The organism is Terriglobus sp. (genome assembly GCF_965201105.1).
Taxonomy (GTDB): Bacteria; Acidobacteriota; Terriglobia; order Terriglobales; family Acidobacteriaceae; genus Terriglobus.
The window spans coordinates 2,882,586-2,904,220 of the sequence record NZ_OZ241741.1 but is presented as its reverse complement, the minus strand read 5'-3'; the positions used below and the strand labels follow the sequence as shown (position 1 = coordinate 2,904,220).

20 protein-coding genes and 2 pseudogenes are annotated in these 21,635 nt (G+C 61.0%); 12 read left to right on the top strand and 10 right to left on the bottom strand.

The window, feature by feature from the left end:
- Window positions 1-54: 54 nt before the first annotated feature.
- Complete coding sequence (locus ACOFKT_RS12720; RefSeq protein ID WP_419804353.1) at window positions 55-396, bottom strand: DUF3761 domain-containing protein; 342 nt, start codon at window positions 394-396, stop codon at window positions 55-57.
- A 385-nt stretch (window positions 397-781) separates the two neighbouring features.
- Here ACOFKT_RS12720 and ACOFKT_RS12715 point away from each other — a divergent pair, with 385 nt between their 5' ends.
- Window positions 782-1,369, top strand: a complete 588-nt coding sequence (locus ACOFKT_RS12715; RefSeq protein WP_419804352.1) for a DVUA0089 family protein — start codon at window positions 782-784, stop codon at window positions 1,367-1,369.
- A gap of 49 nt (window positions 1,370-1,418) precedes the next feature.
- Complete coding sequence (locus tag ACOFKT_RS12710; protein WP_419804351.1) at window positions 1,419-2,339, top strand: ferritin-like domain-containing protein; 921 nt, start codon at window positions 1,419-1,421, stop codon at window positions 2,337-2,339.
- A gap of 263 nt (window positions 2,340-2,602) precedes the next feature.
- On the opposite strand, the gene ACOFKT_RS12705 is transcribed toward ACOFKT_RS12710, so the two are convergent.
- Window positions 2,603-3,025 carry a prolyl oligopeptidase family serine peptidase gene (locus ACOFKT_RS12705; RefSeq protein ID WP_419804350.1) on the bottom strand — a complete coding sequence of 141 codons (423 nt, stop codon included), beginning with the start codon at window positions 3,023-3,025 and terminating at the stop codon, window positions 2,603-2,605.
- A gap of 680 nt (window positions 3,026-3,705) precedes the next feature.
- On the opposite strand from ACOFKT_RS12705, the gene ACOFKT_RS12700 reads away from it, so the two are divergent.
- Window positions 3,706-4,731 (top strand): thymidylate synthase, encoded by a 1,026-nt coding sequence (locus ACOFKT_RS12700; RefSeq protein ID WP_419804349.1) that lies wholly within the window; start codon window positions 3,706-3,708, stop codon window positions 4,729-4,731.
- A gap of 29 nt (window positions 4,732-4,760) precedes the next feature.
- Entirely contained in the window at window positions 4,761-5,669 is a 909-nt protein-coding gene (locus tag ACOFKT_RS12695) for a hypothetical protein (RefSeq protein WP_419804348.1), read from the top strand.
- Window positions 5,670-5,673: 4 nt separating this feature from the next.
- On the opposite strand, the gene ACOFKT_RS12690 is transcribed toward ACOFKT_RS12695, so the two are convergent.
- The 6 genes and pseudogenes from ACOFKT_RS12690 to lepA form a co-directional block, all read right to left on the bottom strand.
- Complete coding sequence (locus ACOFKT_RS12690) at window positions 5,674-6,750, bottom strand: ImmA/IrrE family metallo-endopeptidase (protein WP_419804347.1); 1,077 nt, start codon at window positions 6,748-6,750, stop codon at window positions 5,674-5,676.
- Window positions 6,734-7,069, bottom strand: coding sequence for a hypothetical protein (locus tag ACOFKT_RS12685; RefSeq protein ID WP_419804346.1), 336 nt, complete (start codon window positions 7,067-7,069; stop codon window positions 6,734-6,736). Before ACOFKT_RS12685 ends, ACOFKT_RS12690 begins: the two co-directional genes overlap by 17 nt.
- Before the next feature lie 64 nt (window positions 7,070-7,133).
- Window positions 7,134-7,313: pseudogene (locus ACOFKT_RS12680) on the bottom strand (hypothetical protein); the annotation flags it as partial.
- An 87-nt stretch (window positions 7,314-7,400) separates the two neighbouring features.
- Window positions 7,401-7,832 (bottom strand): annotated as a pseudogene (locus ACOFKT_RS12675) (PIN domain-containing protein); the annotation flags it as partial.
- Window positions 7,778-7,999 carry a hypothetical protein gene (locus ACOFKT_RS12670; protein WP_419804345.1) on the bottom strand — a complete coding sequence of 74 codons (222 nt, stop codon included), beginning with the start codon at window positions 7,997-7,999 and terminating at the stop codon, window positions 7,778-7,780. The gene ACOFKT_RS12670 and the pseudogene ACOFKT_RS12675, both read right to left, overlap by 55 nt.
- 38 nt (window positions 8,000-8,037) lie before the next feature.
- Window positions 8,038-9,849, bottom strand: coding sequence for a translation elongation factor 4 (lepA, locus tag ACOFKT_RS12665; RefSeq protein WP_419804344.1), 1,812 nt, complete (start codon window positions 9,847-9,849; stop codon window positions 8,038-8,040).
- A gap of 235 nt (window positions 9,850-10,084) precedes the next feature.
- On the opposite strand from lepA, the gene ACOFKT_RS12660 reads away from it, so the two are divergent.
- Entirely contained in the window at window positions 10,085-11,155 is a 1,071-nt protein-coding gene (locus tag ACOFKT_RS12660; RefSeq protein ID WP_419804343.1) for a hypothetical protein, read from the top strand.
- A gap of 56 nt (window positions 11,156-11,211) precedes the next feature.
- On the opposite strand, the gene ACOFKT_RS12655 is transcribed toward ACOFKT_RS12660, so the two are convergent.
- Window positions 11,212-12,048 (bottom strand): methyltransferase domain-containing protein, encoded by an 837-nt coding sequence (locus ACOFKT_RS12655; protein ID WP_419804342.1) that lies wholly within the window; start codon window positions 12,046-12,048, stop codon window positions 11,212-11,214.
- A 140-nt stretch (window positions 12,049-12,188) separates the two neighbouring features.
- Here ACOFKT_RS12655 and ACOFKT_RS12650 point away from each other — a divergent pair, with 140 nt between their 5' ends.
- The 3 genes from ACOFKT_RS12650 to ACOFKT_RS12640 all read left to right on the top strand — a co-directional run bounded on the left by ACOFKT_RS12650 (window position 12,189) and on the right by ACOFKT_RS12640 (window position 16,474).
- Entirely contained in the window at window positions 12,189-13,136 is a 948-nt protein-coding gene (locus tag ACOFKT_RS12650; protein ID WP_419804341.1) for a hypothetical protein, read from the top strand.
- On the top strand, window positions 13,133-13,456 hold the full coding sequence (locus tag ACOFKT_RS12645; RefSeq protein WP_419804340.1) for a hypothetical protein: 324 nt from the start codon (window positions 13,133-13,135) through the stop codon (window positions 13,454-13,456). The genes ACOFKT_RS12650 and ACOFKT_RS12645 overlap by 4 nt, the downstream gene beginning before the upstream one ends.
- Window positions 13,457-13,624: 168 nt before the next feature.
- Window positions 13,625-16,474: a carboxypeptidase regulatory-like domain-containing protein gene (locus ACOFKT_RS12640; protein ID WP_419804339.1), complete on the top strand. Its 2,850-nt coding sequence runs from the start codon at window positions 13,625-13,627 to the stop codon at window positions 16,472-16,474.
- Between the two features lie 130 nt (window positions 16,475-16,604).
- Here the strand turns inward: ACOFKT_RS12640 and ACOFKT_RS12635 are convergent, their stop codons facing one another.
- Window positions 16,605-18,407 (bottom strand): hypothetical protein, encoded by a 1,803-nt coding sequence (locus tag ACOFKT_RS12635; protein WP_419804338.1) that lies wholly within the window; start codon window positions 18,405-18,407, stop codon window positions 16,605-16,607.
- A gap of 156 nt (window positions 18,408-18,563) precedes the next feature.
- On the opposite strand from ACOFKT_RS12635, the gene ACOFKT_RS12630 reads away from it, so the two are divergent.
- The 4 genes from ACOFKT_RS12630 (at window position 18,564) to ACOFKT_RS12615 (ending at window position 21,626) form a co-directional block, all read left to right on the top strand.
- The gene (locus ACOFKT_RS12630; protein ID WP_419804337.1) at window positions 18,564-19,211 is read left to right on the top strand and encodes a hypothetical protein; all 648 of its coding nucleotides are present in this window, start codon (window positions 18,564-18,566) and stop codon (window positions 19,209-19,211) included.
- The gene (locus tag ACOFKT_RS12625; RefSeq protein ID WP_419804336.1) at window positions 19,192-19,578 is read left to right on the top strand and encodes a transcriptional regulator; all 387 of its coding nucleotides are present in this window, start codon (window positions 19,192-19,194) and stop codon (window positions 19,576-19,578) included. The genes ACOFKT_RS12630 and ACOFKT_RS12625 overlap by 20 nt, the downstream gene beginning before the upstream one ends.
- Before the next feature lie 255 nt (window positions 19,579-19,833).
- The gene (gene creD / locus ACOFKT_RS12620) at window positions 19,834-21,420 is read left to right on the top strand and encodes a cell envelope integrity protein CreD (protein WP_419804335.1); all 1,587 of its coding nucleotides are present in this window, start codon (window positions 19,834-19,836) and stop codon (window positions 21,418-21,420) included.
- On the top strand, window positions 21,420-21,626 hold the full coding sequence (locus tag ACOFKT_RS12615; RefSeq protein ID WP_419804334.1) for a hypothetical protein: 207 nt from the start codon (window positions 21,420-21,422) through the stop codon (window positions 21,624-21,626). Before creD ends, ACOFKT_RS12615 begins: the two co-directional genes overlap by 1 nt.
- The last annotated feature ends 9 nt before the right edge of the window (window positions 21,627-21,635 follow it).

Below are 21,635 nucleotides of genomic sequence, written 5' to 3'. Positions count from 1 at the left end.
AATTCTGCCGCGGAACCTACGCCTAAGTTCCTGCGATGGAGATAACTCTGGCGATTACGGCTTCGGAGCGGGGCTGGCAATGGGCTCGGGAGAGCTTGCCGCGGAGGTCGTGCTGGGCGTGGCCTTGGGCGGGTTGGTTCCGCCGGAGGTTCGCTGCTGCTGCGAGGCGCGGGTTTCGCTGTACCAGGTCTGCACCCCCTTATGGCCGGCACAAGCGCCCTTCCTGCTCGCGGCTGTGCTGTAGGAGCCGTCCTTGCAGAGCCCGGTCGAGCCCTCGGGTGCCTTCTTCGGAGCAACCGTAGAAGCCTGGGCGTGTGCAGCGATGGCGGGCGTCGCGGAGAGCAGGACTGCTGCAAGCAGATTGGCGGCGGTGCGAACGGCGGGGATCGTCTTCATGTGCGGCCTCGTTTTTGGGTTTTGTGATGCACATTTCCCGGTCAAAGGGGTTTGGGGGAGGTGTGGACTCAGCTGCTTTTGACGATGGGGCTAAGTCTTAAATGCACTCGTGGGCAGATGGCTACACCTCGTGGGACCTGTCGTACCGCAAAAGGTTCACTTTGGTGCGAACCGACCCGAAAACTGCGCCTTGCCAAGCGGTCGCTTCATGTCAGAGGAAAAATATGCAAAAGGGATTGGGCTGTAGGCGACACGCGCGTTTCGTCGTTCGGGAAAGGTGGAGTCTTGGGACGTCAGACGAGTCGGTCTGATTGAGTGTGTGTCGCGTACGTCCCTGCACAACTTCATTGCTTCCGCTTTTCAGATATCCCAGGAGAATCACGACGTGGTCTACGCCAAACGCCTGCTCTCAGCCCTTCTCTTCTGTACGCTCGGTTTGCTGTTTGCGAGCCGGCTACAGGCGACCCCCTTAGCTAGCGGCACGTTCTTGAACGACGACAGTTTCTATTCCTATACCTTCACAACCTCGTCTACGCAAAACTTCAACTTCGCCACCACGTCCTATGCGACTGGTGGCTTCATCCCGGTGCTGACCCTGTTCAATGCAAGCGGAGGAACCCCGCTGGCCTTTGCGGAAACCGATAACAGCGACGTCTCGATTAACCAGATTCTAGGGCCTGGAACTTACGTGCTCTTTTTGACGCAGGATCCAAATGTCTTCACTACGACGTTGGCCGCCGGAACTCTGTTCGCGGGACAACCGACGTTCACCGGCGATTTTTTTGGTATCGCCGGAGGCAAGTTCCTTAATTTCATTGACGGTACCCAGCGCACCAGCAGTTATGCCCTCACGGTGAACTCTGTTTCGGTCGCTGCCACTCCGGAACCCGCAACCTGGCTGCTGCTGCTGCCTCCAGTCGCTTTCGCATTTGCGATGCGGCGTCGCTCATCGCTGGGCGTCACCGCCTTCTAGGAACACCCCCCCCAACGCACCAGAAGGGAACGCACCCAAAGGAGTTCTCATGTCAGAACGCATCCTGGACGAAGTCGTCAAAGCTTCTCCCAACCGGCGTAAGTTTCTAGCCACCCTTGGCACGGCGACCGCCGCAGTCAGCGCAATGGCGCTGGCCAGCCCACGCGAAGCGGAAGCTCAAACCAGCAGCCCCACCGCGACTGAGATTGCGGTGCTCAATTTCGCCCTGAATTTGGAGTACCTGGAGGCAGAGTTCTATACCTATGGCCAATACGGATACGGGATCGAACAGGCCGGCCTGAAAGTTTCCGGCGTCGCTTACGGAGCCAACCCGCCGGGCGGTGGCACCACCACCGGCGGGGCGAAGGTCACGTTTTCGAACAATCTGGTTTTTACCGGTCCCATCACTTCGGAGATCGGCGTGGATGAGCGCGCACACGTGACGCTGCTGCAGAGCTTTCTTGGCTCGGCGGCAATTGCCAAGCCAAACATCAACCTGACCGCTCTGGGCTTCGGCTTCGGCAATCAGAACGAATATCTGCAACTCGCCCGCATCTTTGAGGACGTGGGCGTTACGGCCTATGGCGGTGCGGCGTACCTGCTGACCACGCCGATTGTGATACAGACCGCGGCGCGGATCCTAGCGGTTGAGGCGCTGCATGTCGGCTCGCTCCACACGCAGATCGCGCGACTCAACGTTCCGAGTCCCGTGCTGGACGGCGCCGATCTGGTTCCTCCGCCGACCGGTCCGCAAAACCAGTATTTGCCGGTAAATACCGCGAACGGCCTGCCCGCATTGCGGTCGGTGCCGCAAGTGTTGGCGCTGGCCTACGGTGGTGCCGGGTTGACGCAGGGTGGCTTTTTCCCGAGCGGCATCAACGGTGCGTTCTATGGGACGGCGAGCAGTGCACCGGCGACGGCTGCGAACCTGCAAACAATTCCACCGGGGTTTGCGCCGGCTCCAGCGTAGGGAGATCTCAGCCCTGCCCCCGGTCGAATTGACTAAGTTCTTCGTGCTGTTGGGGTTGGGTTTGCCTGGTTTCGGTAAGTTCCTGTGTCGCAGGAACTTACGGGTAAGATCCTGCGGTAGAGATACTTGCCGGGTCTTGACCGCGGTTCTTTCGGGAGTTGATAGGGCTTCCTGGCGCAAGGTATGCGCTGGGGAGCCCTCTCTCTATTGTAGGGAGTTGGCGGAACTAGCATGCCAACTTTATCTTGTGTGCAATGTGGAACTTAGGGGTGAGTGGGGCTTGACAGGTTTCCCGACCCTGGGACGGGCTGGGCGGCGGTTGAGGAGGCAGCCTGAGCACGGATAAAGGCGAAGGTGCGCTGCCAGGCATCGTCGTGGTGGTTGGGGAAGACGTGACCGTCGCCCGGGTAGATTTCGGAGTCGCAGTGCTGTTTGGCGAGTTCGCAGAGGCGAATGAGCTGCTGCGCGTTGATAACCGGGACGTTGCTGTCGTCGCTGCCGTGCAGGATGAGCATGGGCGGAATGCGCGTGGCGTTGTGGAAGGCGGTGTCGGGAAGGCTGCCGGACCAGTCGACGACGGCGGCCCAAGCGGCGTAATCCGTATCGGACGCGCCATGGCTGCTGCGGACCTCAAGGTAGTGCGGGTAGAGGACGTAAAAGCCGCCGGCAGCGAGTCGCTGGGCCATCCTGGAGTACGAGGCTGCGCCGCTGGTACCGTGGAGGAAGATGACCGTGGTGGCGGCGTCTGGGGAGCCGAAGGTCTCGCAGTGGGGGCCGCAGCCTTTGACGGGTGGCTAGGTCGGGGCGGGTGGCGCGGCGGGACTTTGCGTCCGTGCCGGGAGTACCAGGAGCAAGGCGGCGAGGCCGACGAGGATGCGGGCGCGGAGCATGTGGGAGCAGGGTAGCGGTGCGGCGGTGTGGATGCAAATCAGGCCAGGCCGCTGGCGGTGGTGACGCGCGGGGTGAAGAGGTGGGCTCCTGCGGGATGCCGTGACCGCGCGGGTTCAGGGGCGGAGGGTGTTGAGCTATTTCGGCGGCTGAAGCCGCTGGTGCGCGGGGTTGAGATGGTGTCCTGCGGGATGCCGTGACCGCGCGGGTTCAGGGGCGGAGGGTGGATGGTATGGCCAGGTTCATGCCCCTCCGAACGCTTGTCGCGCTTTGTGGGCGGTTCGCCCCTTTGCTTCGCGGAGGTGAGGCAGGCGCGTTCCCGTGCTGGTGGGCGCGGGGTTGGCAGGAGCGAGGGTGTGGGTAGTTCTGGGCTGGAGGCTTGCGGCTGCCCCCTCACACTCTTCGAATTCTTACTTGACAGAACGCACATAAATCGGTGCACTGTGACTCTACCTAATGAACTTTCAGCGAGGAGCACATGCGGGTCGTACAAGACTCTCTTGATGATCTATTGTTCACCGTGTATCAGCGATTGCTGAAGCAGAAAAGGCATGCCGCAAAAGCACCCACGAAGGGCCCTAATGTAGAGCTAATTGGAGCTCAGTTGGTACTCAGAAACCCACTTGCCCGGCTTAGCCGTGCGGAGTCTCGCAATTTGCTTTTTGGCCAGCTCGGAGAATTGCTTTGGTACCTGTCCGGTAAAGATCGCTCTGAGATCATCAAATACTACCTGAAGAACTACCCGCTCGATAAAGAGGAAGACCCCGCAAAGGTGCGGTCAGCCTATGGTCCGCGCCTTCTGCAGCCCGGAAGAGTGAGTGAATTGCAGCGCATAGTTGACCTTCTTCGCGCGAACCCGCCGAGCAGAAGAGCTGTGATTCCTATCTATTGGCCTATCGACACTCTTCCACATCCAGATGTCCCTTGTACATGCACACTCCAGTTCATGAATCGTGGAGGAAGACTAATCATGGTCACACACATGCGTTCGAACGACGTGTGGCTTGGGCTGCCCGGCGATATTTTCGCCTTCACGATGATTCAAGAACTGATAGCACGATCTCTTGGCCTGAAAGTGGGGCCCTACCACCATCTCGTAGGAAGCTTGCATCTTTATGATAAACACCGAAAATCCGCCGAGGCCTTCGTTTCAGAAGGCTTTCAGTACCAGTTGCCCATGCCAGCGATGCCGCTCGGCGATCAGTCTGCCGCTGTAAGAGAAGTGTTGAAGGCAGAGATCTTGATCAGACGCGGCCGCTATGGCGGTTCAACAGATCATTTGCCACAATACTGGGCTGACATAATTCGACTTCTCCAAATCCACGCTGCGTACGGACGCAAAGATCAAAACGCTCTGCGCCGAATTAGGAGAAGGATGAGGGATAGCGTTTACAACACCTATATCGAACGACGTAAGCGCGTATTAGAGACCAAAACAGAAATACCCGTTGATGAAATACAGATGTTGAACCTCAACTTAGACGGCGGAGACTTAGTACATTGAGGCGGGATGATGCGGCGTTAGAAGCTACCTTGTACGCTCGATTTGAGGCGTACGAAGCTGAGCATGGAGGTCTCCCAGGTATCTCCACCGAAGCAGCGCGAGACACGTTAATTTGGCAGATGGTGGAAAGCGCGCACAGAGTGCGTTATGTAGAGGTCATGCAACACCGGGATATAAGTCCAGAACGTGCAAACCCACAAAGCCGCTTATTTGACCCCTTGCGTGCCGCTGTTCTTGCTCAACGGAGAGGTGATTGGGATGAAGCTTTCTGGTTAGTCTTCCTCTTTGTTCAGTTTGGGAAGAACAAGAAGAGTGGTTATCAACTCACCAGAGATATTTACGGGAAGCTCGCGCAGGGCGGACTTTGGAGCTGGAATGATGTAGGCCGTGATCCGGAAGGCTTTCGAGATTGGCTCCGCATGAACCTTCGAACCCTGCGAAGCGATGACGTTCATCGAGCCTTCGGCAATCATCGAAAATATGAGACTTTGGACCCGGACAAGCCAAGGGGCACCGGTATCGCTGTACAGACGTACGTGGAATGGGTGTTGAAAAGCGGTAGCCATAGAGTTCTTTTTCAGCGAGCCATTACTGAAGCGAACGGACATCCACGTGCGGCATTTCGAAAGCTATATGTCTGGATGGCTGACGTAATTTCTTTTGGTCGAACTGCCCGTTTCGACTACTTAACTATGGTGGCCAAGCTACACCTTGCGGCCATCGAGGCTGACTCGCCATACATGGCGGATGCAACCGGTCCGGCCAGAGGTGCGCGGTTGATATTTGGCGGCAACACGAGAAGCAGAATGAGTACGAGACTACTGGAGAGTCGTACGGTAGCTCTCGGCGACTGCTTGGGGCTTGGCATGCAGGTGATGGAAGACTCGCTCTGCAACTGGCAGAAGTCCCCTGAAGTTAAGGTATCCTTTGTCGGGTGAGTTCTTAGTGCCACTCGTAGCGCTTCTTTAAGAAATTCATTTGGCTCGGGAGTAACAAAGCTTTGTGTTGCATCTGTCCAACCAAAATACCGGGCGAGAGACCTAGCTGAAGGGCCAGCCTGACAAGAGCTTTTGAATGCCTAGACACGTTACGCAGTTCTGCCTCTAGAAGCGAGGGTATCAACACTTCTTCGGCAAAAGCGTTGGCTTCCACTTCTTGTTCTGTGATTTGCTTCTCTTCGCCTTCAACGAAGGTCTCTCTGCCATGCAGCACGAGATGCCCTGCCTCGTGAAAGAACGAAAACCAAAACTGATCATCTGAAAGATAGCGGAAGCTCAACATCAAGAGAGCCTTAGACTCGCTTAAAAATTTCGTTGCCCCACTTGCGACGCAGCCCTTCGGCGTTCTCTCTATCACCAAAGCTACTCCGTTCGCTGAGCATATGCGTTGCATCTCAGGAAGGAATTTGGCTGGCTCTCTCCAACGAGTCAACTTCCTGAGTTCCGGCAGGCTGTTCAGGAAGCCGGCTCGATTCCATCTTGCGCACCGAGTGTTCTCAGCAACTATCTCGCCCTTTCTAAGCCAATAGGAGAGAGCACCAATCTTGTTTTCGAAAGACGCAGACGTCCGGAACTTCGTGGTGCTGACGATCTCTGCATATCGACGCGTCCACTCGTCAACGGACTCAACGTCGAAGAAGTCTAGGCAATCCTCAGCCAGCGTTGCTTTCGAAGTATCTGGCGGAAGTGCGCCTCCCTTTTTCATATCAAGCAAAGGAAGAGTACGTATCCACTCCTGTTCTTTGGGAAGTTCTTGTGCAAGACGGCTTTTACCCTCCTGAAATTGCTTTTCACGTTTGAGCCAGAAGGATTCCGTTGAACCTAAAATGCGAGCCACGCCCGCAGCGAGGCCGCGAGACAATGGGAGACGTCCATGAAGCAGCAGTTCGACCGCCTCGAGGGGTAGTGAAAGCTCGTCAGCAAGTTCCTGTTGCGTGATCCTGTTCGCCACCATCAGCTTCACGATGGTCTCGCCCGGTGCTGAGATCCAATGAGGTGCGAACTTATTTGCCGTTGTCATTGTTCACTCGAATGTCTGTCAGCATTATTGTTCTCACCTTGGTAAGGTCGATCTGTTTGGTTCCGCGCACGAGGGGCAATTCGCGTGTGTGGCGGCATTCGAATGCAACAGCAACACCGCCGTCAAGCTCAATCGTGAACGCCTTGGGATCGACTGAAACCATGGCGACTAACGGAAGTTCAGCTACGCATTCAGCAGCCAAAATATCCGCAACACAACTGTGAAGCTTGCTTGCGAGGGGCTTTCCGAACTTGAATTCGGCGGCTCGCTTGCTGATTGCGTACTTGCGTAGCTGCTTGCTGCTAAAGGTGATTTCCAAAGCGTAGCGGTCGACTTGCGGGGATTATCAGCCTTATATGCAATCACAACTACTAAAGCAAGACCTACTCCCCGACTTTGAGGACGGCTAGGACGGCTTCCTGGGGAATGTCGACTTTGCCGATGCGTTTCATGCGTTTTTTGCCTTCTTTTTGTTTGTCGAGGAGTTTGCGTTTGCGGGAGATGTCGCCGCCGTAGCACTTGGCGAGGACGTCTTCTTTGATGGCGGAAACGGTTTCGCGGGCGGTTCGAAGTTGCGGCTCGTGCGTTAAAAGCGCCTCCGGATTGAGGATTGGGAGACCACTTTGGGACGCCGCTTGCAGGAGGCGCTTGTCGGAGGCGACGAAGGTCAGCGAGGATGCCGGGTTGGCTTCGGCTGTCGCGAGCGCTGCCGCGAGGTGGATGGCGTCGAGCGCGCGGAGTTGCGTGTCGTCGACGACGAGCGCGGCGCGCTCGAGGAGCGCCGGTGAGATGTCGACGGTGACAAGGTCGTTGACGGTCTGAAGCTGCCGGACGGCAAACTCCGCGTACGCGGGTAGGAGTTCATGGGCCATTTGCTGACGGCGGATCGCAGAGCGTATCTCAAGCGGCGTCACGTTGCAGGTCAGGCAGACGGAGCCGGGCTGTGTGAGTAATGCATCGACTTGCTGTGCGCCCGGCTCTCCGAGGAAGACTTTTGCGAGGGCGCTGGAGTCGAAGTAGAACAGGTTCAGCGGGATCCTCGATCTTCGATGATTTGCTGCGAGAGCGGCTTGCCTCGCCAAACCATGACGCGTCGACCGCCGGGCAGGGTGATGAAGTCGCCGTGCTTGTGATCAGGGTCTTCCGCTTCCTGCTTTTCCATCCAGAGGTCGTTGATTCGCTTGTTATAGCTGTCCATGCAGGCACGTTTCTCGGATTCGAGCTGGTCGATTTGTTCGTCGTAGGACATGATTGCGCTCCTGAGTTGTTGCGCTGGCCAACAGGATACTACTCGCCGACTTTGAGGACGGCGAGGAAGGCTTCCTGGGGGATGTCGACTTTGCCGATGCGTTTCATGCGCTTTTTGCCTTCTTTTTGTTTGTCGAGGAGTTTGCGCTTGCGGGAGATGTCGCCGCCGTAGCACTTGGCGAGGACGTCTTTTTTGATGGCGGAGACGGTTTCGCGGGCGACGATTTTGGAGCCGATGGCGGCCTGGATGGCGACCTCGAACATTTGGCGGGGGATGAGCTCTTTCATCTTGTGGACGAGGGCTTTGCCGCGGTCGTAGGCGAAGTCGCGGTGGACGATGACGGAGAGGGCGTCGACGGGTTCGCCGGAGACGAGGATGTCCATCTTGACCATGGGCGAGGTCCACATGCCGGAGAGGTGGTAGTCGAGGCTGGCGTAGCCGCGTGAGACGGATTTGAGGCGGTCGTAGAAGTCGAGGACGATCTCGTTGAGGGGGAGCTCGTAGGTGATCATGACGCGGGAGCCGGAGACGTATTCGAAGTTTTTCTGTTTGCCGCGCTTGTCTTCGACGAGTTTGAGGATGCCGCCGACGTACTCCTCGTTGGTGAGGATTTTGGCGGTGATGATAGGCTCCTCGATGAAATCGATGGTGGTGGGGTCGGGCCAGCGGGAGGGGTTTTCGACCTCGACGATGTTGGACTCGCTGCGTGGTCCCGTGAGGTGGATTTTGTAGCGGACGCCGGGGGCGGTGGTGATGAGGTCGAGGTTGAACTCGCGCTCGAGGCGCTCCTGGATGATTTCCATGTGGAGGAGGCCGAGGAAGCCGCAGCGGAAGCCGAAGCCGAGGGCGACGGAGGATTCGGGCTCGAAGGAGAAGGAGGCGTCGTTGAGTTTGAGTTTGCCGAGGGCTTCGCGGAGGGCGCCGTGCTCGTGGGATTCGACGGTGTAGAGGCCGGCGAAGACCATGGACTTGATGTCTTCAAAGCCGGGGAGCATTTCGGTGGCGGGGTTGCCGGGGTCGGTGATGGTGTCGCCGACCTTGGTATCGGCGACGTCCTTGATGGTGGCGACGAAGAAGCCTACCTCGCCGGCGGAGAGGGTGTGGATTTCGACGGGCTTGGGGGTGAGCACGCCCATGGATTCGACGTCGAAGGTGCGGCCGTTGCTCATAAGCTGGATGCGCTGGCCGGTGCGGAGTGTGCCGTTGATGACGCGGGCGAGGACGATGACGCCTTTGTAGGGGTCGAACCAGCTGTCGAAGATGAGGGCCTGGAGGGGTGCGTCGGCTTTGCCCTCGGGCGGCGGGATGAGGTGGACGACGGCTTCGAGGATGCTATCGACGTTGAGGCCGGTTTTGGCGGAGACGCAGATGGCGTCGTCGGCGGGGAGGCCGACGGTGTTTTCGATCATTTCTTTGGTGCGGGGGATGTCGGCGGAGGGGAGATCGATCTTGTTGATAACGGGGATGATCTCGAGGCCGTTGGAGATGGCGAGGTAGGCGTTGGCGAGGGTCTGGGCCTCGACGCCCTGGGAGGCGTCGACGACGAGGAGGGCACCTTCGCAGGAGGCGAGGGAGCGCGAGACCTCGTAGGAGAAGTCGACGTGGCCGGGGGTGTCGATGAGGTTGAGCTGGTAGGTGTTGCCGTCGTGGGCCTGGTACATCATGCGGACGGAGTGGGCTTTTATGGTGATGCCGCGCTCGCGCTCGAGGTCCATGGCGTCGAGGACCTGGGCCTGCATTTCGCGGGAGGTGAGCGAGCCGGTGATCTCAAGCAGGCGATCGGAGAGGGTCGACTTGCCGTGGTCGATGTGCGCGATGATCGCGAAGTTGCGGATGAATTTGGGGTCCATGTAGGGTCCCTTTTAGTTTAACGGGTTGAGGTTGCTGGGGCGGGCTGGAGGATCTAAAGAGGGCGCGGTCGCGCGGATGTAAAAGAGCGGAAAAGGTTGTTTGGGAGCATGTGAATGTGCTGTAAAGGTGGTGGGAAGGCTAACAGGGGATGCTAAATTGCGTCAATGGGCGGGGTCTTGTCGGCAAAGTAAGACGCCGGTCGGTTTGCGACTAAGTTGTTTGCTAACTTGCACCATGCGCTCATTGCGGCAGACCCGTCCCGTGTTCATAGTGTTCCTCTATGTTTGCGCGTGTCTGCAGTTCGTGCGGTTCTACGTGCGCAGTTCGGATTTTTATCTGAATTTGCCGGCGTACCTGGCCGGGCATGAGCGTTTGCCGTTTCAGGAGCGGATCCTGCCGGTCATTCTGATGCGTGAGATTTTTCATTCACACTTCATGATGAATGTGCTGGTTCACGATCAGGGAGTCGCTGCACGCGAGCGTGCGCCGTTCTACTTATTGAGTGTGATCGGGACGTTTGGAGCGGCGTTTTTCACGCAACTGTTGTATCGCTCAGTAAGCCAGAAGCGGACGCTTCCGTTCCTGGTGCTTCCACTGCTGCTGTTTTGCATGTTGTGGACGTATGTGGTGCACAACGAGGCCAACTTCTCATATCCGTACGATCTGTTGAGCCTGGCGTTCTTTACCGCGGGACTTTACTTCATCCATGAGCGGCGCTATGTACCGTTGCTGCTGGTTATTTTGATCGGGACATTCAATCGAGAGACGACGCTGTTCCTGATTGGAATTTACGCGATTGATTGCGCGAGTTCAGGGGTGGACGAGACGCTCTCCGGGCCGGCTCTCGCAGGCTTGACGCGACTGAAGAGTCTGTCGATCCGGAAGGTGCCCTGGCTTCGTGTGGCCCTTTTGTGTGGCATCTGGGCGCTGGTGAAGGGATTTCTTGCGTACAAGTTCCGCCACAACGACAACTCTGAGAACTTCACTCGATTCGTGTACAACGCAGAGCGCCTGAAATTGCGTTTGGTACCGGCACTGCTGAATATCTGCGGCTACCTGCTGCCGGTAATGCTGCTGTATTGGCGGCGCATCCGGCCGTACCGCTTCGGCAACTACATCCTGATCCTGGCGATCTGGGTGCCGCTGATGATTTATACCGGTGTTCTGCTAGAGACACGTATTTATGGCGAACTGTGTTCATGGACGGCGGTTGCGATGACGTTGCTTGCGGAAGAAGAGGCTGGCGAAGCGGCAACCAGAGTGTCGCCACGGATCAGCACGACCCGAAGTGCGGAAGCGGTTTAGCATTGGGTCCTGCCCGCATGGCGAGCGCGCCGGGTACACGTAGATGTTAAAATGACTTACGACGTGCCCACTGCTTCGGCGACGAGCCACATACTGTCACTGGTCGGCAGCCGGTCCCCAAGGTTGAACCTGACGACTGTGTAGCCGTTTTCCTTGAGGATTTTTTGCAGCGTTGCCGGCGTGAAGTAGTTCACGTGGTCGGGAAACCTGTATCCGCACCAGTCCGCGCCCCGCATGCGCCGGTTCCACGAGGAGTAGTTCGGAACTTTGAGGATGACCCTGCCACCGGTTTGCAGGACACGTCTCGCTTCCAGCAGGGCCGGCCTGGCATGGCTTTCGTGTTCGAGGTAGGAGGTCATGACGATGCCGGTGAACTGGTGTGCTTCCAGGCGCTGAAGTCCGGAGATTGCGTCGGCCTGGATGACCGAACCGCCGCGCGGCGCAAACTGCTGTTGCGCCCGCTGACTGAGTTCGCTGCTGATCTCGATGCCAAACGGGATGTATTGGTCCGGAAGGCTTGCGAAGGTGTGACCGCCTGCGCAGCCAACATCCAGGACAGGCCCGGGAGCAACAAAGCGATCGATGTACCGCATTAATTTGTTGCGGCGGAAGAGGCGATTGACGATGTGTTTGGGGGCGCGCCCCAGTGAATAGGCGATGCTATTCCGATTGCGGCGCTCGGTTTGTTCGGTGGCAAAGGTCTTTTCCCAAGCCAGTTCGTTTTCCAAGAGGTCGTAGCCGGGCGGATTTTCCAGATACACCATGCCGCAACGCGAACAGGCCTTGAGTGCCCAGGGTGACCTGGATTCGGGGAGGGCAGGATTCCCAGTGTTGATTGTGCCGCAGACGGGACACGGAAGAAGCTGCTCAGGGTCGCGCACAGGGTCGCTCACAAGGGCGATTGTAGAGCAGGGTTCCACGGTACGGGGCGACGCGGGAGTGAGGCCCAGCGCGCGTTGCGGAGCTATGCTGGACGCGGCAGCGAGACAGTTTTGGGCCGCCGGTGGCACGTGGCTGAAGCAGGGAGAAGGGTATGAGCCGGACTGGGCATGGGTGGAGGCTGGCACGAGCGGTGGTTGCGGCGCTGGCGCTGTGGACCATGGGGGCGTTGCAGGGGTGCAAGACGCATGACGATGCGGTCGCGGCTGCCGAGCAGATGGCGGAGACCGCGGCGACGATGCAGCGATACTTCGCGACGCTGGATACGCTGATTGTGAAGAATGAGGAGGCGCAACGCGCGCAGAGTTACCTGTTGCGTGTGGATTTCGACGCTGCGGCCTTGGGCCAGATGGAGGACACGCGCGCCGAGATCGGAAAGCGGGCGAGACTCGCGGCGGAGGTCGCGCGGATCTCCGCGGCGTTTGCGGAGATTACGAGTTCGCAGGCGGACCATGAGGCGGCGACGGCGGCGGGTGCGCTGAAGAGTGAGTTGACGACGCTAAAGCTTGGCGCGAGCAGCGATGCGGCGGCGAAAGCGCTGCTCGCCGCGGTGACATCGCTGGTGAACGCGGTGCGGGCGCACGATGAGGTGAAGGCGGCGAAGCTGCTGGAGCCAGTGATGGCAGCGCTTTGTGACTTTTATGATTCGGAGAAGCCGCTGTATGTGTCAGTAGCAGATGGTTACTATGCCGCGGCGGCGTCGAATGCGAAAGAGCTGATCCGGCGGGACCAGGTGGCGACGAACGAGCGGTACCGGTCTTCGCTGGAGCCGTTTGGCTTGCAGCCGGACGTTCACGCGCCGGAGCTTTTGAAGGCGGTTCACGAGGACCTGAAACAGCAGGTGGAGCAGCGGCTGCTGCAGCACAAGCGGGACGATGCGGACGCGGCGGATGCGTTGGGCGAGGCGCTGCACCGCATGCGGGAGCGCGTTGATGCGGTTGCGAAGGGCAGGGCGCTGCGGGTGAGAATGCCTCCGCTGACGCTGGCCGGCGTAAAGGCCTGGGTCGCCGAGGTTCAGATGGAGACGGGGGTGAGTCTATGAATCCGGCATCGGCAGCGGTCGCGGCCATTTATTTTCGGATGCAAGAGAACCTGAGCGACATTCTGGAGGCGTGCGCGCCGGAGCAGCGCGCAGCGGTGCGTGCACAGTTTGTGCTGGCGCGACAGAACTACAACGCATGCCTGAATCAGGCGTTTCACGCGAATGATCCTGCCCTGGATGCGTTGGTTCAACAGGCAGACGCGGCCGCGGTGGCAATTGAAAACATCGGGAACCAGCTTGGCAATTACACAAAGGTGATCCAGACATTGACCACAGCGGTGAGTGTCGGGAGCAAGATTGCGGCGAAAATTATCGTGTAGCGGCGAATATCCGCTGATGGGCATCGGTCCGACCGCGGCGCTGGTGTGATGGAGCGGGAGGGCTTGCGCGACAGTTTTCGCGGAGCAGGTCCGTTCCTTCGCAGACCCGAGTCTGGTTCGGAAATGGATGTTTGCTGTGCGCGGTTGCGGCTGTGGGAGCTTTGTTGTATGCAGTGGAAGATGTGGTGTGCGTTGCTGCTTGCGCCTGTGCCGGTGTGTGCCGGTGTGCTTGCGGGCGCACAGCAGGCGGTTGCTGCCGCAACGTTGACGGGCGAGGTGATGGACCCGTCGGGGGCGCGCGTGGCCGGGGCAGCGGTGGCGGCGACTTCGGATGAAACCGGTGTTGTGACGCGGGCGAAGGCGGATGGCGCGGGGCGGTTCCGGCTGTCTTACCTGGCGCCGGGACACTATGTGGTGCGGGCCGCGGCGGCGCAGTTGGCGGCGGCGGAGCAGCAGGTGGAGCTTGCGGTGGGCGCGGCGACCTCGGTGACGCTGCGACTGGGTGGCGTGGAAAGTGCGGCGACAATTGCGGTGCGGGCGGATGCGGTGCAGCTGGAGACAAGCCGTTCGCAGCAGAGCGAGGTGATCACGCAGCGTGAGTTTGAGGCGGTGCCATTTCAAGGGCGCAACTACCTGGACGCGGCGCTGCTGGCGCCGGGTGTGAGTGCGGCCAACACCGCCAGCACGCAGACGTTTGCCGAGACGGCCAGCGTGGCGGGGCAGGGTTACAGCGTGAACAGCCAGCGCAACTTCAGCAACAGCGTGATCGTGGATGGGCTGAGCGCGAACGACGATGCGAGTGGGCTGGCCGGCAACCTGTACAGCCAGGACGCTGTGCATGAGGTGCAGGTCGTGACGAGCGGCGGCCAGGCGGAGTTCGGCCGCGCGCTGGGCGGGTATGTGAACGTGCTGACGCGGTCGGGCGGTGATGCGTGGCACGGGACGGTATTTGGGCTGTTGCGGAATCGCAGGCTGAACGCGGCGAACGCGCTGAGCCGGTCAACGCTGCCGTTGACGCAGGTGCAGGCGGGCGCGAGTGCCGGCGGGCCGTTGCAGCGGGGGCGCACGTTTCTGTTCAGCAACTATGAGGGGCGGCGGCTGAACACGGCGGGTGTGCTGACGATCGCTGGGGCGAATGCCGCGGCTGTGAATGCGCGGCTGAATGCGGTGGGGTACGCGGGACCTCGGCTGGTTGTGGCACCGGGCGGGAGCACGCTGTTTCCGACGACGGTGCACACGGATGTGGCGCTGATCAAGGTGGATCGCGCGCTGCGGAACGAGGGCCGGTTGAGCGCGCGTTGGAGCACGTATGAACTTCGCGGCAGCAACGTGCGGGGAGCGGGTGGGCTGGCGGACGTGAGTTACGGGACACCGCTGAATGATGGCAACCAGACCGCGGCGGTGATGGCGGTGATGCCCATTGGGGGACACACGTGGAGCGAGACGCGCGCGCAGTACGTACATGATGTGCTGAGCGCGCCACCGAACGTGGAAAGCCCGGCGGTGGTGATCAGCGGCGTGGCGAGCTTTGGCCGCTACAGCTTTTCGCCGATCGGGCGTGCCGATGACATGGGCGAACTGGTGCAGAATGTTGTGCTGGAGCGCGGTGCGCATGCGGTAAAGATGGGTGCGGACCTGTTGGTACACCAGGACACGATTACGTTTCCGCAGGCGATTCACGGGTCGTATAACTTTGCTTCGTTGGCGGCGTTTCAGAGTGGTGTGTACAACACCGGTGGCTTCACACAGAGCTTTGGCAATGGAGTGGTGACGCAGGGAAACCCGAACCTGGGCGTGTATGCGCAGGATGAGTGGAGGACGCGGCGAAGGCTGACGCTGAACCTGGGTGTTCGCTGGAATCTGCAGTGGCTCGAGACGATTCGGACGAACACGAACAACGTGTCGCCGCGCGTGGGGCTGGCGTGGTCTCCACGGGAGGGCACGGTGGTGCGGGCGAGCGGAGGGCTGTTTTACGATCGCGTTCCACTGCGGGCGACGGCGAATGCGCTGCTGTTTTCACGCAATACCATCGACCCGGCGCAGTCGCGGTTGTTGAGCTACACGTATTCGCCGGGGGCGGCGGGCGCGCCGGTGTTTCCGAATGTGGCGAGCGCGCCGCCGGCGGGGGCGGTGATCAATTACACATTGGTGAACCGGGGGCTGGCGCTGCCGTACTCGGCGCAGATGAGCGCCGGGGTGGAGCAGGTGCTGCCGCTGGGTGCGGTGCTGGGTGTGAGCTACCAGCATGTGCGGGGTGTACACCTCTTGGGGCTGTACAACACCAACATTCGCCCGGACGGGACGCGCCCGGACCCGGCGCGCGGAAACATCAAGCCGTATGACACGCGGTTCGATTCGAGCTTTGATGGGCTGGAGGTGAGCCTGCGCGGCGCGGGGCAGCATGCGCAGGGGCGCGTGTCGTACGTGTGGTCGAAGGCGCTGGATAACGTGGGCGAGTTTTTCACAAGTGCGCCGATCAATAACTTCGATTTCAGTGTGGACCGTGGGCGCAGCGATGACGATCAGCGGCACCGGGTTTCGGCGAACGGGTCCGTGTTCAGCGGGTCGATGCGCAACGCGGGTTGGCGCGGGCGGCTGATGGGCGGGTGGGAGCTGGGTGCTTTGCTGCAGTACACGTCGCGGCTGCCGTTTACGCTGGTAACGGGGGCAAATACGTTGCAGCAGACGGCGGCACGGCCGTGTGTTCCGGCCTTTTTTGGAACACAGGCTTGCGCGTTTGCGCTGCGCGGGGCGGTGCTGCCACGGAATACGGGGCAGGGGTTTGCGATGGTGCGGGTGGATGCGCGGTTGTCGCGCACGGTGACGTGGGGAGAGCGGCAGTCGTTGAACTTTGCAGTGCAAAGCTTCAATGTGGGGAACCACCGGAACGACATGATTCCGAATGCGACGTTTGGGACGGGGCGGGTGGATGAGCCTCCGTTGAATCCGCAGTTTGGGGCGGCGACGGCGGTGGGAGACGCACGGAACTTTGAGGTTGGGGTGCGGTACCGGTTTTAGTGGCGGTGGTGCTGTAGGCCAGTTCGAAATGCAGGTTTCGGTGCAAGCACCAAGTCCGCTCCGCACCCACGGTGAAGCTGTGGGTCCTCCGGTCGAAATGACAAATTATGAAGTAGTGCGGCTATCTCGCTTACGGGCGGGTGTGGATGAGGAGCCAGGTGCTGCTGTCTCTGGGTGGGGCGGGCAGGGTGGTGGCGGTCCAGCGGTGCGTGGCGAGTTGATCCATGATGAGGGTGTCGAGTTCGCGATGGGGCAGCGGCTGGCCGTGATTGAAGGCTTCTTCGTTGCGGAAGAGTATGTCGAGCTGGCGCTGGTAGACGATCCACTCGGGTGGCGCGGTGAGCAGTTCATGCCCAAGCGCGGTGATGGTGGCGCGGCTGGAGGTGTCGTAGAAAGTCTGCGTGTAGCCGTGCCAGGGCGGGATGTCGCAGAAGTAGTTGGGATAGGTGAAGGGCAGCGAGAGAAGCTCGCGCTGTGAGGGCGGCGCGGCATCGACGGCGGCGCACACAGGCAGCATTAGCCGCAGTTGCGCGGTTTCGATGAGCATGGGGCCGAAGGCGGGGTGCGGGTACCAGGTGCGCTCGGCGTCAAAGGAGCGGGCGCGGTAATTGAACCAGTCGAAGGGGTTGCGAAGCTTGTCGATACCGGCGGAGATCGTGAGCAGGACGACCCACGTAAAGAAAACGTTGCGGGCGTCGCGGCGGGCGATCGCCCAGGGCGCGCCGACGGGCAGCAGAATCAGGAAGAGCGCGGCGGGCGGGTTGGGATTGGGATACCAGAGCGCGGCGCTGAGTGAGATGGAGATGAGCTGCGCGGCGGGGATGAGCATGAGCAGCTCGATGGGGCGCCATGTTGGTGCAGGTCTGCCGCGCAAGGCGCGAACGAGGCGTACCAGTGTGGCGATGCCCACGATGTAGATGCCGAAGACGGCAAAGGCGACAAGCACGCGTGCCGCATTGCCGCGGATGATATTGCGCGAGAGCGGAAGGGCGAGCACCAGGGCAAACAGGACGAGGATCCAGCGGCGGCGGGTGGACAGGCTGTGACGATTGCGGGTGAGGTACACCGCGATGGCACCGAGGATGAGGGCGTATGCGGTGAGCACGACGTTGCGCCAGTCGCGGGTGATCTCGCGCACCGTGCCCACGGGCAGGCGGAGCGGGTATTGCCACAGATGGCCGGCACCGCCCTTGATGGCGGCCGCGGTGTGGATGGAGTAGAACCACCAGTCGCGTGGGGTTTCGCCGATGCACGTAAGCACGAGCAGAAGAGTGAGCGCGCTGACACCTGCGATGGTCAGCAGAGCTTCGATGTGGCGGGCCACTCCGTGCGCAATCGCGACGGCGCTGACGAGCACGGCGAAGAGTAGAAGGCTGCCGTCGTTCAGGCGCGTGAGGATGCAGAGGCCGCAGAGAACGCCGATGGCAACGAGCGCGAGGATGCGCCGCGGCGTGGAAGGCTGCCGGTGGGCGAGGGAAAGCAGGAGAGCGGCGCAGAGCAGTTCGAGGCTGGTGGCGAGGATGTGGAAGTCGTCGAACCGCATGCTGATGAAGCCGATGGCCGTAAGGAACGAGCATGCGAGGAGAAGCGCGCGCTGGAGCGGGCTGGTGTGGTTGTGGCGCGTGACGGCCCAGAGCGCGATGAGGAAGAGTACGAGGTTCACCAGGCCTGCGCTTTGCTGCGCGATCCACGTGGTGCCGAGCAGCCGCTGAAGCGAAGCGAGCTCAAGGGGGTAGACCGGCTGCATGGCGAGGTGCAGTTCGCGGTAGAGATGCTGGCCGTGAGTGAGGGCTTGCGCGTACCAGAACCAGCTGCCGTCGGCCGTGGTGTGAATGAGTGCGATGAGCAGGAGGCCGTAGACAAAGCACGCGGCGATGGCAGATGGCAGCCACAGGGAGCGGCCGGGCAGGGAGGTGGGTTGCGGCGCGGACATCTCTGCCGAGATGGTACGCAGGAATGCTCGCCTGCAAGGTCGCCTATCACCTACCAAGATTCTGTTTACGCCGGTCCACTTTGCGATGTAAAGTGATCTCATTCGCTTTGCAATACAAAGTGGATGGGCTCTGGATGAGCGGTTTGAGGTTTGCGAATGGGTGAGTTGCACCGGGCGTTGGGGGACATTCAAAGCATTCGCAGGCAGGTGGCGGGTGCAACGGAGTTTCGCGGATATGGGCCCGCGGCGCTGGCCGGCACGGGATTGCTGGCGGTGGTTGGCGCGCTGGTGCAGGCGCTGGTGGTGCCGGAGCCGGCCGTGCATGCGAACGAGTATCTGGCGGTGTGGGTGGCAACGGCGGCGGCTTCGGTGGTGCTGGCGGGTGTGACGATGTGGACGCGAAGCCGCCGGCTGCACTCCGGTTTGAGCGACGTGATGATCGGAATGGCGGTGCAGCAGTTTGCGCCGGTGCTGGTTGCAGGATCGCTGGTGACGTTTGTGCTGGCGCGCACCGGGTCCGGCGAGGGGGCCGGAACGCTGTGGATGATGCCGGGGTTGTGGATGGTGCTGTTCAGCCTGGGGATTTTTGCGTCGTGCCGGTTTTTGCCAAAGCTGATTGCGACGGCGGGTGCGTGGTACCTGTTGACCGGGCTGCTGACGCTGGGGCTGGGTGACGCGCGGGCGCTGTCGCCGTGGACGATGGGGTTTGCGTTCTTTGCGGGGCAGATGTGGATCGCGGGCGTGCTGTGGACGGCGGGCAAGGTTGCAGACGAGGAGGACGGCAATGGCTTTGAAGAAGAGTAACGCGCACGGCGCGCGTATCGGCGACGACGGGCGGTTTGCGTATGAGGGGCTGGATCGCGTGATTCACGAGCGAGCGCGGCTGGGTGTGTTGACGGCGCTGATCACGAATCGCAAAGGTCTGACGTGGAACGAACTGAAGGGGATGTGTTCGTTGACGGACGGGAACTTGAGCCGCCACCTGGGCATTCTGGAGCAGGATGGGCTGGTACTGCAGGAAAAAGGGGAGCGTGGAAACCGTCCGCAAACCGTGGTGAAGGTAACGGCGGAGGGCCGCAAGCGGTACGTGGGGTATTTGAAGACGCTGGAGCAGGTGGTGAAAGATGCGGCGGCGGAGGCAACGGGGCGAAAGCTCAACTTCGCGCGTTAGTGGGTTCGGGGCGGCGGTGTGCCGCTCCTTCTTTCGGTGTGCTTACTTTGCAATGCAAAGTGCAAGGCGAGAAGTACGCCAAGAAGAACGTCTCGCTTCTCAACGTGTTGCCGTTGGTTGTTCCGTGTTCGGTGTCGGGTAGGGAAGTACCGGTTTTGTGCAAGCACCAAATCCACTGCGCGATCCACGGTGACGTTGTGGGTGCTGCGGTCGGAATAACTGAGTTTTGCAGTGTTGAAAGAGAAAGGTGAAGTGATGGGAACACCAGGTTGGGGTGGGCAGGGTTCGTTTGGGGAGTACCCGGCGCAGGGCGCGCGTGGTCCGGTGCAGGGCGGCGGCTTTGGCGGCGGCCGTTGGACGGGGGCGGCTTCGCGAGGTTTGAAGTTTCTGGTGGTGTGCGGGCTGGCGGTGGTGATGAGCCTGATGGCGCTATTTGTGGCGTGGCTGACAGAAGACCGCAACACGCGTTCGAAGGGTGTGCGGGATGAGCTGAGCATAGAGGCAGGCGGCCCGCAGGTGTTTCTGGGGCCGACGCTGCTGGTGCCGTACACGCAGCCGTCGGGCGATGCAAAACAGCCGCCGATTCATAGTGTGTTTGCGTTTACGCCGTCGGTGGGGCATGCGGACGTGAAGGTGCATGCGGAGGAGCGGCGGCGGGCTCTGTACCGGATGCCGGTGGTGGAGAGTGAGGTGGCGCTGGAGGCGGAGTTTGCTCCGGAAGACCTGCGGGCGGCGGTGCCGAAGGACGCGACGCTGGACTGGAGCAATGCCGCGATTGCTGTGGGTGTGAGCAATGTGCGGAGTGCGCTGTCGGACGCGGTGCTGGAGACACACGGATTGCGCGGTGCGACGGGTGAGGGGGCGGCCGGGGCCGCGGCAACGGCGAACCGGCTGGTGCCGCCCGCGTCGGTGGAGCTGGCACCGATTACAACGTTGAAGACGATTACGGTCGACCCGATGCAGGCGGGTGTGCAGCCGGGTGTGCAGGCAATGACGGTAGACGGCCCGAGCTTTGGCCGGGAGGCGGTGCGGCAGAGTTTAAGCGTACTGGGAACGCCGGCGAGCGCGGTCATGGGGCGCGGTGGGTCGTTTGCGGTAACGGCAAAGCTGCGATTCCGCGGTGCCGAGAGTGTGACGGTGCTGGCGTATGCGCAGGCGACGACGGTGGCGATGCATGGCGACTGGCCGAACCCCGGGTTTCAAGGGGCGGTTCTGCCGACGAAGCGAACGGTGAGCAAGGACGGGTTTGCGGCGGAGTGGTTTGTGCCCGCGGTCGCGCGCGGCATTCCCGCGGCGAACGATACCGGGTCACTGGATGCGTTGGCTGGCACGGCGATGACGACGGGGATGGTGGAGGTGGCGGACCCGTACCAGTCGGTGGAGCGCGCGCTGAAGTATGCGCCGCTGTTCCTGGGGTTGGTGTTCCTGTCGTACTTCCTGTTTGAGGTGACGGCGGGCAAGCCCGTGCACGTGGCGCAGTATGTGCTGGTAGGCGTGGCGCAGCTGGTGTTTTACCTGTTGCTGCTGTCGTTTGCGGAGCGGATCGGGTTCGACTGGGGCTTTCTGCTGGGTGGCGCGGCGACGGTGCTCCTGCTGAGCGTGAATGCGGGATGGGTCTTCGGGAGCGCGCGGCAGCGGTGGCGGGCGCTGGGCATCTTTAGCGCGCTGTATGCAGCGATCTATGGGTTGTTGCGGATGGAGGACAACGCTCTGCTGCTAGGTGCGGTGGGCAGCTTTCTGGCGATTGCAGCGGCGATGTACTGGACACGGCGGCTGGACTGGTACGGGGGCAACGATCAGAAGAGTGCTGCACCGGCCGTGTCCGCAGGGGAGCAGGGCTGATGGCGCGCGGGCGATTGCTGCGGCTGGAGGCGCTGCTGGATGCTTGTGGCAGCACGGGGCCTGCGGAGCATCATGGGCATGTTGGCCCAACGGAGCGTGGGGAGGCGGAGGACGAGGTGGAGGCGTCCCCGCTGCCTTCGCCGTGGCGGTCGAACCCGGGGGTGGAGTTCCGGTTGGGTGCGCGAAGCGAGGAGGCCGACAGCTAAAATAGTGGC

Bases quoted from the DNA above. Each gene is read 5' to 3' on its own strand.
- ACOFKT_RS12720 (WP_419804353.1), bottom strand. From the start codon at position 396: ATGAAGACGATCCCCGCCGTTCGCACCGCCGCCAATCTGCTTGCAGCA.
- ACOFKT_RS12710 (WP_419804351.1), top strand. From the start codon at position 1,419: ATGTCAGAACGCATCCTGGACGAAGTCGTCAAAGCTTCTCCCAACCGG.
- ACOFKT_RS12705 (WP_419804350.1), bottom strand. From the start codon at position 3,025: ATGGCCCAGCGACTCGCTGCCGGCGGCTTTTACGTCCTCTACCCGCAC.
- ACOFKT_RS12700 (WP_419804349.1), top strand. From the start codon at position 3,706: ATGCGGGTCGTACAAGACTCTCTTGATGATCTATTGTTCACCGTGTAT.
- ACOFKT_RS12690 (WP_419804347.1), bottom strand. From the start codon at position 6,750: ATGACAACGGCAAATAAGTTCGCACCTCATTGGATCTCAGCACCGGGC.
- ACOFKT_RS12670 (WP_419804345.1), bottom strand. From the start codon at position 7,999: ATGTCCTACGACGAACAAATCGACCAGCTCGAATCCGAGAAACGTGCC.
- lepA (WP_419804344.1), bottom strand. From the start codon at position 9,849: ATGGACCCCAAATTCATCCGCAACTTCGCGATCATCGCGCACATCGAC.
- ACOFKT_RS12660 (WP_419804343.1), top strand. From the start codon at position 10,085: ATGCGCTCATTGCGGCAGACCCGTCCCGTGTTCATAGTGTTCCTCTAT.
- ACOFKT_RS12650 (WP_419804341.1), top strand. From the start codon at position 12,189: ATGAGCCGGACTGGGCATGGGTGGAGGCTGGCACGAGCGGTGGTTGCG.
- ACOFKT_RS12645 (WP_419804340.1), top strand. From the start codon at position 13,133: ATGAATCCGGCATCGGCAGCGGTCGCGGCCATTTATTTTCGGATGCAA.
- ACOFKT_RS12640 (WP_419804339.1), top strand. From the start codon at position 13,625: ATGCAGTGGAAGATGTGGTGTGCGTTGCTGCTTGCGCCTGTGCCGGTG.
- ACOFKT_RS12635 (WP_419804338.1), bottom strand. From the start codon at position 18,407: ATGTCCGCGCCGCAACCCACCTCCCTGCCCGGCCGCTCCCTGTGGCTG.
- ACOFKT_RS12630 (WP_419804337.1), top strand. From the start codon at position 18,564: ATGGGTGAGTTGCACCGGGCGTTGGGGGACATTCAAAGCATTCGCAGG.
- ACOFKT_RS12625 (WP_419804336.1), top strand. From the start codon at position 19,192: ATGGCTTTGAAGAAGAGTAACGCGCACGGCGCGCGTATCGGCGACGAC.
- creD (WP_419804335.1), top strand. From the start codon at position 19,834: ATGGGAACACCAGGTTGGGGTGGGCAGGGTTCGTTTGGGGAGTACCCG.
- ACOFKT_RS12615 (WP_419804334.1), top strand. From the start codon at position 21,420: ATGGCGCGCGGGCGATTGCTGCGGCTGGAGGCGCTGCTGGATGCTTGT.